Source organism: Vibrio sp. 661, assembly GCF_033339315.1.
Taxonomy (GTDB): Bacteria; Pseudomonadota; Gammaproteobacteria; order Enterobacterales; family Vibrionaceae; genus Vibrio; species Vibrio alginolyticus.
Window position 1 is genome coordinate 25,877 of sequence record NZ_JAWOUJ010000014.1, and the last position, 11,961, is coordinate 37,837.

Annotated in this window: 11 protein-coding genes; all 11 read right to left on the reverse strand. The window is 44.6% G+C overall.

Features of this window, described 5'->3' with window-relative positions; genetic code table 11:
* Positions 1-222 precede the first annotated feature (222 nt).
* The 11 genes from lpxD to rpsB all read right to left on the reverse strand — a co-directional run bounded on the left by lpxD (position 223) and on the right by rpsB (position 11,801).
* The gene (gene lpxD, locus R7P69_RS19130; RefSeq protein ID WP_238952085.1) at positions 223-1,254 is read right to left on the reverse strand and encodes a UDP-3-O-(3-hydroxymyristoyl)glucosamine N-acyltransferase; all 1,032 of its coding nucleotides are present in this window, start codon (positions 1,252-1,254) and stop codon (positions 223-225) included.
* Between the two features lie 6 nt (positions 1,255-1,260).
* The gene (locus R7P69_RS19135) at positions 1,261-1,770 is read right to left on the reverse strand and encodes an OmpH family outer membrane protein (RefSeq protein WP_005391804.1); all 510 of its coding nucleotides are present in this window, start codon (positions 1,768-1,770) and stop codon (positions 1,261-1,263) included.
* A 13-nt stretch (positions 1,771-1,783) separates the two neighbouring features.
* The gene (gene bamA / locus R7P69_RS19140; protein WP_318121650.1) at positions 1,784-4,198 is read right to left on the reverse strand and encodes an outer membrane protein assembly factor BamA; all 2,415 of its coding nucleotides are present in this window, start codon (positions 4,196-4,198) and stop codon (positions 1,784-1,786) included.
* 44 nt (positions 4,199-4,242) lie between these two features.
* Complete coding sequence (gene rseP, locus R7P69_RS19145) at positions 4,243-5,601, reverse strand: sigma E protease regulator RseP (protein ID WP_005380334.1); 1,359 nt, start codon at positions 5,599-5,601, stop codon at positions 4,243-4,245.
* Positions 5,601-6,806 (reverse strand): 1-deoxy-D-xylulose-5-phosphate reductoisomerase, encoded by a 1,206-nt coding sequence (gene ispC / locus R7P69_RS19150; RefSeq protein ID WP_054574847.1) that lies wholly within the window; start codon positions 6,804-6,806, stop codon positions 5,601-5,603. The genes rseP and ispC overlap by 1 nt, the downstream gene beginning before the upstream one ends.
* 50 nt (positions 6,807-6,856) lie before the next feature.
* Positions 6,857-7,699 (reverse strand): phosphatidate cytidylyltransferase, encoded by an 843-nt coding sequence (locus R7P69_RS19155; protein WP_005385351.1) that lies wholly within the window; start codon positions 7,697-7,699, stop codon positions 6,857-6,859.
* Between the two features lie 12 nt (positions 7,700-7,711).
* Positions 7,712-8,467: an isoprenyl transferase gene (locus R7P69_RS19160; RefSeq protein ID WP_005380331.1), complete on the reverse strand. Its 756-nt coding sequence runs from the start codon at positions 8,465-8,467 to the stop codon at positions 7,712-7,714.
* Positions 8,468-8,563: 96 nt separating this feature from the next.
* Positions 8,564-9,121: a ribosome recycling factor gene (gene frr / locus R7P69_RS19165; protein ID WP_005380330.1), complete on the reverse strand. Its 558-nt coding sequence runs from the start codon at positions 9,119-9,121 to the stop codon at positions 8,564-8,566.
* 100 nt (positions 9,122-9,221) lie between these two features.
* Positions 9,222-9,947 carry a UMP kinase gene (gene pyrH, locus R7P69_RS19170; protein WP_005380329.1) on the reverse strand — a complete coding sequence of 242 codons (726 nt, stop codon included), beginning with the start codon at positions 9,945-9,947 and terminating at the stop codon, positions 9,222-9,224.
* 147 nt (positions 9,948-10,094) lie between these two features.
* Entirely contained in the window at positions 10,095-10,940 is an 846-nt protein-coding gene (gene tsf, locus R7P69_RS19175) for a translation elongation factor Ts (protein ID WP_005380328.1), read from the reverse strand.
* Between the two features lie 132 nt (positions 10,941-11,072).
* Positions 11,073-11,801 carry a 30S ribosomal protein S2 gene (gene rpsB / locus R7P69_RS19180; RefSeq protein ID WP_005380327.1) on the reverse strand — a complete coding sequence of 243 codons (729 nt, stop codon included), beginning with the start codon at positions 11,799-11,801 and terminating at the stop codon, positions 11,073-11,075.
* Positions 11,802-11,961 lie beyond the last annotated feature (160 nt).

An 11,961-nucleotide genomic window follows, 5' to 3' on the forward strand; every position in this document is an offset into this window, starting at 1 on the left:
CTATATCAATTTTTTGCCGCCAAGATGGCAAACGTGGCAACAGGTCGTAAAGCCGAATCGCTTTGCAATATACTAGCAAAATACGCACCATCTTGGAGTTAAATCTACTTAGAGCGCGTCATTATAGAAGAAAAAGACCCGCATTTCGCGAGTCTTCGTACAGAATATGGAACTAGAGCCTGTTAGCTTTCACGTTAAATACAGAGCGAAAGATAACTTGTTCTAAATTTCTTCTTTCTGTTCCAGCTGTTTTTCAACCGCTTTTAGGCGCTTATTCATCTCATCAATACGGTGAACTCGAGTTGCAGTTTTACGCCACTCTCTGTTCGTTTGTAGTGGAATACCTGATGAGTAAAGGCCTTTTTCTTCGATACTGCGCATTACCATGCCCATACCTGTAATCGCCACACCATCTGCGATAGTGATATGGCCATTCAGAACAGACGCGCCGCCAATCTGGCAGTACTTACCAATTTTTGTACTGCCCGCGACAATAGTACCACCAGGCATCACGGTACCATATCCGATCTGCACGTTGTGCGCGATTTGAAGTTGGTTATCCAGAATGACATTGTCTTCAATGATAGTATCTTCGAGTGCACCGCGGTCAATCGTAGTACAAGCACCAATCTCAACGCGGTTACCGATACGCACTGAACCAAGCTGAGGAATTTTGATCCACTCGCCTTTGTCATTCGCATAACCGAAGCCATCAGAGCCAATGACGGTACCCGATTGAACGAGACAGTCATCACCCAATGACACTTCATGATAGATAGTGACATTAGCCCAAAGCTTGGTGTTATTCCCTAGTTTGGCGTTCTTACCGATAAAACAACCAGCGCCAACGCTTACGTTATCGCCGAGTTCTACGCCCGTTTCAATCACAGCGTTAGCGCCGATTGTAACGTTCTCACCCATCTTAACGTCGCCGGCAATCACAGCACTTGGTGCAATATCGTCTGCCGGTGTTGGTGTGGAATCCATCGCTTGGACCACACGAGCAAATGCGACATAAGGGTCTGAAACCACTAGCGCATTTCCAACGCATTGATCTTTATGCTCAGCCTTTACCATAACAACGGTAGCTTGGCACTCAGAAAGGTGTTTTGCGTATTTTGGGTTAGACAAGAAGGTTACGTCACCTTCTTGTGCTTTATCCATTGGGGCAACACGGCTTACAACGAGAGACTCGTCACCAAACAGCTCACCCCCGGTAATTGTCGCCAATTCGGCTAATGTTAATGTCTTCATAACTTCTTATTTTAGAGCTTTAATTACGTCTTCAGAAATATTGTATTCTGGCTTGCCGTACTGCAAAGCAGAGATATCAATCACAAGATCGTAACCATTTTTGTCTGCGACTTTCTTAACTGCATCTTGAATCGTTTTGAAAAGCTTCGCTTTTTCTTCAGCTTCACGACGCGCACTTGCTTTTTCAAGTGCTTGTGCTTTCACTTTGTACTCGCTGTCTAGCTTCGCGATATCGATACGTAGCTTTTCAACTTCGTCTTGACCCAAAAGCTCGCCGTCACGTTGTAGCTTCTCAATCTTTGTTTTAGCTTGTGCTTGGATTGACTTCAGTTCATCAGCTTTGCTTTTGAAGTCTTTCTGCATTTTTTGTAGTACAACTTCACGTTGAGGAAGAGCTTGAAAAACTTGAGCTGTATTTACGTAAGCAATTTTCTGTGCAGCTTCTGCCGCATTTGCAAACATTGAAGAGCTCAGTACAAGAAGGCCAATCCCAGCCGCTTTGATCATTTTATTCAAAATATTTTCCTCTTTAGAAAGTTCTACCGATAGTGAATGTGAAGAACTCTTCATCATCGCCATCAAATTTCTTAATTGGTTTCGCTAGTGAGAATACTAGTGGCCCCATTGGAGACATCCACTGCAACGCCGCACCGTAAGAAGAGCGGTAGTTGGTTGGATCTGAGTAATCGTAGTAGTAACGGTCACCATATTCCGCACCTGAATCGCGGTAGTCAAACTCCGTATCCCAAACACTTGCCATATCAAAGAAGATACTGGTACGAATTTGGTTTTGTACTTCTTCTGATGCAAATGGTGTTGGGACAATCAACTCAACACTTGCTAGCGCTACGGCGTTACCACCAACAGAGTCATCTGTTGCTGTATCTGCGCCATTGTTTGAACCAGATGTATCACGGTAAACCGCTTTAGGACCAACAGAGTTTGAGCCAAAGCCACGAAGCGATGTAAAGCCACCTGCGTAGTAGTTTTCGTAGAATGGGAACAAGTTATCGTTACCATCCGTTTGACCGTAACCATTACCGTAACCTAAGCGGCCACGAACCAAGAGGGTAAACTCGTGCTTTTTAGTCAATGGCACATACTGGCGAACATCGTACTGCATTTTGAAGTATTGAACGTCAGAGCCAGGTACGGTCATTTTATAGAATGCTCGCTGATGGTTACCTGCCGTTGGGAAGTAACCACGGTTTAAGTTATTACGTGTCCAAGAGATATTGAAGTCGAAGTCGTTTGTGTTCAACGCTCCACTAGAATCAATGTTGTCTGCTTGTGCTCGTAAGAACTGCTCTACCTGCAAGTAAGGCGATAAGTTACCGATCTTGTTGTGCGTATAACCGACACCGAATTCAAAACGGTTCAACTCATCGAATGGGAAGCCCCACGTTAAGCTCGCGCCATAGCTTTCGTTGGTATAGTCAACGATATTGGCTTCTTTAGCTTCAAATTCGTTATAGAAAACCTTACCACCTAAGCTTACACCGTCTAAGTTCCAGTACGGATCACGGTAATCTAGACTGATGTTTTTCTGGTAGTCATTCATCATCGCGTTGATACCAACACGGTTACCGCTACCAATAAAGTTATCTTGTTGCAGGCCAACCTGGAAGCTCACACCCGATTCTGTACCGTAGCCAACACCGAAGTTAACGCTACCAGAGTTCGCTTCTTTGACAGAGTAAACTAGGTCAACTTGATCATCACTACCAGGAACTCGAACCGTCTGTACTTCAACATTTTCAAAGTAGCCCAAACGATTTAGACGAGTTTTACCCGTTTCAATCGATTTCGAGTTCAACCAACTGCCTTCCATCTGACGCATTTCACGACGAAGGACTTCATCTTTGGTTGAGTTATTACCCGTGAAGCGAATATCACGAACATAAATTCGGTTACCCGGGTCTACGTTAACGACCAAAGAAACTTCTTGATTCTCGTCGTCAAACTCTGGAATGGTATTCACTTGAGGATAAGCATAACCGGACTCACCAAGCACACGCTTAATCCCTTCTTCCATTGAAGTAACCAACGAGCCGTTGTATGTCTCATTGTCTTCAAATGGCACAAGTCTTTCGAACGTCGCTTCCTCGCCAATCAAATCACCACGGAACTTCACGTCTTTAACGGTGTAAACCTCGCCCTCTTCTAGACCAAGAGTAATGTATACCCCTTTCTTGTCAGGAGAGATTGCAACTTGTGTCGAATCAACGTTAAATTTTAAGTAACCACGATCCAGGTAGAATGATTTGAGTGCTTCAATATCGCCTGCAAGAACTTGCTTTTGATACTTTTCATCAGAAAGGAAATTCCACCACGGCACATCAACATTTAAGTTAAAGCGCGAAAGCAGTTCTTCATCACTGAACACTTCATTACCGATAAAGTTGATTTGCTGAATTTTTGCCGACACACCTTCAGTAAAGACAAACTTAAGATCAGAACGATTACGTGGTAGTGGAGTCACCACCGCTTTTACTGTTGCGTTGTATTTACCTACGCTGTAGTAAAAGTCTTCTAAGCCTTTTTCAATGTTGCTTAGCGTGGTGCGGTCAAGCGCTTCACCTTCACGAACGCCAGACGCGTTCAGGTTTTCTTGTAGCTGCTCGTCCTTGATTGCTTTGTTACCTGAAAAAGAGATGCTTGCAATGGTAGGACGTTCTTTGACTTGAACCATCAGAACACCACCGTCACGCAACACTTTCACATCTTCAAAGTTACCAGATGCATACAGGGCGCGGATAATTTCTGCAACATCGCCTTGGCCAATGGTATCACCGACACGTACAGGCATTTTCAACAATGCAGCACCCAGTGCTACACGTTGCAATCCATCGATTTCAATATCTTGAACTACGAAGTTCTCTGCTCCATTTGCAGATACACTGGTCGCCAGTAAACTTGCAAATAGAATTCGCTTAATCGCCATACTTGTTCTAATTATTCCTTGCTACTGCTTTTGTCTCTGAACTATCACAGACGAGTAAAATCATTAAATAGCGCTAACGCCATGAGCGAGAAGATAATCGCACCACCAATTCTAAAGCCCATTTCCTGCACTTTCTCAGGAACAGGACGTCGAATGACTGCTTCAATTGCAAAAAACAACAAATGACCGCCATCCAACATTGGTAAAGGAACGAGGTTAATAATACCTAGGTTAACACTAATTAGAGCGAGAAAACCTAAAAAGTAGACCAAACCATAATCTGCTGTCGCGCCTGCGCCTTTGGCTATTGATATTGGTCCACTCAGATTATTCAGACCAACGTCTCCAACAATAAGCTTCTTAAGCATGCTGATTGTCAAACCAATGACTTGGCCAGTTTTGTCTACTGCTTTACCTATTGACTCGAATACACCAAACTGAAGATCGAAGCGATAACTTTCTGGCCATTCTGCGACTTTAGGTGCAATACCTGCAAAACCAACGACTTCTTTGTTAGCTAGCTCACGGCTACCGGGCGTCAGCGTCAATGTTTGCTCATAACCCTGACGTAACACCGTCAATTCAAGCGGTGTATCAGGATTAGAACGAACCGCTTCAACCACTTGCTTCCATTCGGTCACGCGTTGTTGACCAATTGCGACAACCTCATCACCTGGAAGCACACCGGCTTTTTCCGCCGCTCCACCTTGCGAGACCTGCTCGATAACTCGATACACCTCCGGTGTATACGGAGCAAAACCTAACGACTGCATCGCTGACTGAGTTTCTGGGTCGAACTTCCACTCACGTAAATCGAGCGTTTTCGTTACTTCTGAACCAACTTCATTCGCTGACGTTAGTGTTACCGTCATCAAATCATCGCCAATATGAGAAATCAATCCCATATTTACTGATTCCCAATCCGGAGTTTTGATACCAGATATCGATTTAAGTTCCATTCCAGATTCAATTCCAGCTTCCGCAACAATCGAATTGGGCGTAACTTCACCAATTACAGGCTTAACAGCAGGGATGCCAATTAGAAATACCAGCCAATAGGCAAAAATTGCGAAAAGAAAATTAAAGATGGGGCCAGCCGCAACAATAGAGGTTCGCTTCCATAACGGCTTCTTATCAAACGCTAAGTGCTTCTCATGTTCTGGCACCTCATCGACACGGCTATCAACCATTTTCACATAGCCGCCGAGAGGGATCATTGAGATGCTGTACTCCGTTCCGTCTTTGCCTACTTTACTCCAAATAGACTTGCCGAAACCGATTGAAAACTTTTCAACTTTAACGCCGCAACGGCGAGCAACCCAAAAATGCCCAAATTCGTGCACGGCAACAAGAATGCCCAGTGCGACGATAAAAGAAATGAGATTCCACAATATACCAGTCATCAGCTACGCTCGCGTATGGTTTCTAGGGCAATAGTTCGTGCCATTCTATCTAGCTCGAGCAAGCTTTCCAAGCTATTCGCATTCTCAGCTTTGCAGCTTGCGTTGATTTTATTCAACACAGACTCATTGATGCGAGCAATATCGGTAAAACCTAGTCTGTTATTTAAAAATGCATCAACAGCGACTTCATTAGCTGCATTCAATGCCGTTGTTGCGTGTTGACCTTCATAACAAGCATCAATTGCGAGTTTTAAACATGGGTAACGAGCAAAGTCAGGCTGCAAAAACGTCAGCTCACCAACTTTCGTGAAGTCTAGCGGCTTAACCCCAGCTTCTACTCTTGACGGGTATGACATGGTGAGCGCAATTGGCGTCGCCATATCCGCTTCTCCCATTTGTGCCAAGACCGAACCATCACGATACTGAACCATAGAATGAATCACAGATTGAGGATGAATAACCACCTTCAGTTGTTCGCGAGCAGCATTAAATAGCCACTTAGCTTCGATATACTCAAGGCCTTTATTCATCATCGTGGCAGAATCAACAGAAATTTTTGGCCCCATCGACCAGTTTGGATGAGCGATCGCCTGAGCGGGTGTCACCTGCTCCAGTTCTGCGATGTCAGTGTAACGGAAAGGACCACCAGATCCAGTCAACAAAATATGAGAAATGCCATGTTCTTGTAAATTGCAACGACCTAGATTGGTTTGTACTTGCTGTGGTAAACATTGGAAAATGGCGTTGTGTTCACTGTCGACGGGAAGTAGCTCTGCGCCAAATTCTTCAACGGCATCAATAAATAGCTGGCCTGACATTACAAGTGCTTCTTTATTTGCCAACAAGACTCGCTTACCTGCTTTCACGGCAGCCATAGTAGGCAATAAGCCGGCTGCTCCTACAATAGCAGCCATTACACTGTCGACCTCGTCCAGCGAAGCAATATGGCATAGCGCATCAACACCACCTAGCACTTCGGTACTTGGTGAAACCGAGTGTAGCTCAGCTTGAAGTTGAGATGCCGCAGCTTTATCTGCCATGACCGCATACTTAGGTTGCCACTGACGACATAGACCGATCATCTTTTCAACGTTAGTGCTTGCCGCTAAGGCAACGACAGAAAACAGATCTGGGTTTTGTTCGACCACTTTAAGCGTGCTTGCACCAATTGATCCAGTAGCACCAAGAATCGTTAACTTTTGCATGTTGTAAGACCGTTAGAAAGCTCAGGAGCGACGACGCCGCTCCTGATAAATTAGAATACGTAGTAAAGAAGAGCAAAAACTGGGAATGCTGCGGTTAGGCTGTCGATACGATCTAGCACACCACCGTGCCCTGGGATAATGTTACTGCTGTCTTTAATGCCTGAGACACGTTTGAACATACTTTCAACCAGATCACCAAGCACTGAAATAACGACAGTCACTAGCGTAATCAGCACCATATGGACAGGGCTAGTGAACTGGATGTCGAACCAATCAGCAAATGCCCACGCTACGATTAATGCCGTGATAATGCCACCAATTAGCCCTTCAATAGTTTTATTGGGGCTTACATGAGGAGCCATCTTACGTTTGCCTAAGCTTTTGCCTGCAAAGTAGGCGCCGCTATCTGCAGCCCATACCAAGAAACAAACGTACAACACAAGCTTTGCGCCGTGGTATGGATCTACAGTGATGTCATACGCTCTGAGAATAATCACACTCCAAAGGAATGGGATTAATGTCAGAAAACCAAATACATGACGTAAAACAAAATTACTTTGCCAAGATTTCGTCGTTTTGGGGTAAGTAATCGCCATTAAGCTAGCAATAATCCACCAAACAAAACCAATACCCAAGACGACATAATGAGGTGTCGTTAAGTGATTGAGGCTATATGCATCAGGCGAGATGTATAGAAAACTAAGTCCGGTAATAATGATTGCCGGCACAAGGGCAGCAATGCGAGAGTTGCTTCCTGTAAACTGAGTCCACTCCCAAAAACCTAATAGCGTTATTGCAGTTAAAGCGGCAATAAAGCCCATTAGCGGTAATTTAAAAATGCCTAAAATAACCAGGGGAGCTAAAATTAGTGCTGTTATTATTCTCTGTTTCAAACTAACTAGTCCTTATTGAGCTGCCATCAATGCCTTTATTTGTTCACCTGTACAGCCAAAACGACGTTCTCGGTTGATAAACCAAGTCACAGCTTCTACCAAACTGTCTTCATCGAATTCTGGCCAGTACTCTGGTGTAAAGTACATTTCTGCATAAGCCATTTGCCACAACATAAAGTTGCTGATGCGGCACTCTCCACTGGTGCGAATTAAAAGATCCACTTCCGGTAGGTCTGCCATGGTCAAATGCTCAGTGATTAGCTGCTCATTGATATCCTCTACACGAATTTCACCGTTACGTGCTTTTAGCGCTAACGTTTTAGCAGCTTCTGTGATGTCCCATTTACCGCCATAGTTGGCTGCAATGTTGATCACCATACCCGTGTTATCTGCCGTTAGGTTTTCTGCTTCTACAATTTTCTTTTGTAGACGCTCACTAAATCGACTGGTATCACCGATCACGCGCAACCGTAAGTTATTTTTGTGTAGTTTTTTTACTTCACTAGACAGGACCGTGATAAACAGTTCCATCAAAAGACCCACTTCTTCCTCCGGACGACGCCAGTTTTCACTACTAAAAGCAAACAGCGTCATGGCTCTAATGCCTAGTTTTGAAGCAGCAGCCACGGTCTTACGAACGGCACTAACGCCTTTTTTATGACCAAATACGCGAGGTTTTCCTTTGGACTTAGCCCAACGGCCATTACCGTCCATAATGATGGCAATATGCTTAGGAAGGGAATCAGAGAAGGCTTGAGAATTTTGCATAGGGAGTTAATTGAGTTCCATCAGTTGGATAGACTAACATAAAAAAACGCTGAGCTGTGAGCACAGCGTTTTCCAACAGTGATGTGTGTGGGAGTATTAAACTTCCATCAACTCTTTTTCTTTTGCAGCAAGAACTTCATCGATCTTCTTAACTGCAACGTCAGTTAGCTTTTGAATTTCGTCTTGTGCTTTACGGTCTTCATCTTCAGAGATTTCTTTATCTTTTAGAAGCGCTTTAAGATCGTTGTTTGCGTCACGACGGATGTTACGAACAGCAACACGACCACCTTCAGCTTCACCACGGACGATCTTAACTAGGTCTTTACGACGTTCTTCCGTTAGCGGTGGAAGTGGAACGCGGATGATAGTGCCAGCTGACATAGGGTTTAGACCAAGGTCAGACGTCATGATCGCTTTTTCTACTTTCGGCGTCAGCTCTTTATCAAAAACCGTGATTGCAAGTGTACGTGCATCTTCAGCAATAACGTTTGCTACTTGGTTTAGAGGTGTTGCTGCACCGTAGTATTCTACAGAAATACCAGATAGTAGGCTTGGGTGTGCACGACCTGTACGAATTTTAGAAAGGTTGTTCTTAAGCGCTTCAACGCTTTTATCCATGCGCTCTTGCGCGTCTTTTTTGATTTCGTTAATCACAGTTTCACCTTAAAAATGTCATCTTTCCTGAAGAAAGCCTAAAACGGTTGAGCAAAGCAAGTACCACCCTAACACTTTGGAGTGGCACCTTAAGCCAAGCTTATTCGTTGATGAGCGTGCCTTCTGCTTCGCCCATAACCACGCGACGTAGTGCGCCTGGCTTGTTCATATTAAATACGCGGATTGGCATTTTGTGGTCACGAGCTAGCGTAAACGCCGCCAAGTCCATAACTTTCAGCTCTTTATCCAGAACTTCTGCATAAGATAACTTATCATACAGCTCTGCGTCTGGGTTTGCTACAGGGTCAGCAGTAAATACACCATCAACTTTCGTCGCTTTTAGTACGACATCCGCTTCAATTTCGATACCACGTAAACAAGCAGCAGAATCCGTTGTAAAGAACGGGTTACCAGTACCAGCAGAGAAGATGACAACTCGGCCTTGGCGAAGCTCACGGATCGCATCAGCCCAATTATAGTCGTCACATACGCCTTTTAGAGGGATTGCAGACATAACGCGCGCATTTACGTATGCACGGTGAAGAGCATCACGCATCGCTAGGCCATTCATTACTGTAGCAAGCATACCCATGTGGTCACCAACTACGCGGTTCATACCAGCTTCAGCTAGGCCTGCACCACGGAACAAGTTACCGCCACCGATAACTACACCAACCTGAACACCCAGTTCAACCAGTTCTTTAACTTCTTGTGCCATACGATCAAGGACCGCAGGATCAATACCAAAACCGTCTTCACCTTGAAGAGCTTCACCACTCAGTTTTAATAGAATACGTTGATACGCTGGTTTAGGGTTCGTAGTCATGGAGTTTACCTTCCAAAGAGAGTTGTTGATTAACAGTCATGAATAGACACAACTTCAGTTATGGCTATTCATCACGGCTAATCGTTCACTGCTCATAAAAAGACCGCAGCCTTGGCTACGGTCTAATCTTTATACAGTCTCTAAGGATTAACCTTTTTGAGCTGCTGCAACTTCTTCAGCGAAGCTCATTTCTTCTTTCTTCTCGATACCTTCACCTACTTCTAGGCGAACGAACGTAGAAACTGAAGCGCCTTTTTCTTTCAGCATTTCGCCTACAGTTTTCTTAGGCTCCATGATGAAAGCTTGACCTGTTAGAGAGATCTCGCCAGTGAATTTCTTCATGCGGCCAACAACCATCTTCTCAGCGATTTCAGCAGGCTTGCCTTCGTTCATTGCGATTTCAACTTGAACCGCTTTCTCTTTTTCTACTACGTCAGCTGGTACGTCTTCTGGGTTAACGAACTCTGGCTTAGAAGCAGCAACGTGCATTGCAACGTGCTTAAGAGTTTCTGCGTCGCCTTCACCAGCAACAACAACACCGATTTTCTCACCGTGACGGTAAGAAGCGATTGCAGTGCCTTGAACGTATTCTACGCGACGGATAGTGATGTTTTCACCGATTTTAGCTACTAGAGCTACACGTGCGTCTTCGAATTGTGCTTGTAGTTCTTCAACAGAAGCTTTTGAAGCTAGAGCTGCAGCTGCAACTTCTTCTGCGAATGCAGTGAAGTTACCGTCTTTAGCAACGAAGTCAGTTTGGCAGTTAACTTCAAGAAGAACAGCAACGCCGTTTTCTTCTTTGATGATGATTGCGCCTTCAGCTGCAACGTTACCAGCTTTCTTAGCTGCTTTCGCTGCGCCAGATTTACGCATGTTTTCAATTGCTAGTTCGATGTCAGCGTTTGCTTCTACAAGCGCTTTCTTACATTCCATCATGCCAGCGCCAGTACGCTCGCGAAGTTCTTTAACTAGAGCAGCAGTTACAGTTGCCATTCTGTCTTCCTCGTTTGATTCGAAATAAGGTAAAAAACAGGGGCCTAACATTGTCGGCCCCCATTGCTAACTATAACTTAGTTTATGCTACACAAAGGTTTCACATAGACCAAGTGTGACACAGAGCCGCTATTATTCAGCTTCTACGAAACCGTCTTTTTCAGCAACTGCAGCTACGTCTTTGTTACGACCTTCAGATACTGCTGAAGCAGCAGCGTTCAGGTATAGCTGTACAGCGCGGATCGCGTCGTCGTTACCTGGGATTACGTAGTCAACGCCGTCTGGGTTAGAGTTAGTATCTACCACAGCGTATACTGGAATGCCTAGGTTGTTAGCTTCTTTAATTGCAATGTGTTCGTGATCAGCGTCGATTACGAATAGAGCGTCTGGTAGGCCGCCCATGTCTTTGATACCACCAAGAGATTTCTCTAGCTTCTCCATTTCGCGAGTACGCATTAGAGCTTCTTTCTTAGTTAGTTTGTCAAAAGTACCGTCTTGAGATTGAGTCTCTAGTTCTTTTAGACGCTTGATAGACTGACGAACTGTTTTGTAGTTTGTAAGCATACCGCCTAACCAGCGGTTGTTTACGTAAAACTGGTTGCTTGCGATTGCAGCTTCTTTAACAGCTTCAGATGCAGCGCGCTTAGTACCTACGAATAGAACCTTACCTTTCTTCTCGCCAACTTTAGCTAGTTCAGCTAGAGCGTCGTTGAACATTGGTACAGTTTTTTCTAGGTTGATGATATGAACTTTGTTACGAGCGCCAAAGATGAATGGCTTCATTTTTGGGTTCCAGTAACGAGTCTGGTGACCGAAGTGAACACCAGCTTTTAGCATATCGCGCATTGATACAGTTGCCATTTTAAAATCCTCTATGGGGTTAGGCCTCCACATTCCCCATAACTCCGACCAAGCTTCTGCTCAGCACCCCGGAATATGTGACGGAATGTGTGTGATTTAAAGATAAAAGGTTATTCGGATGAAGCTTGCTTCGCCGCTTAACTTTGCTAAACGAAGAGAA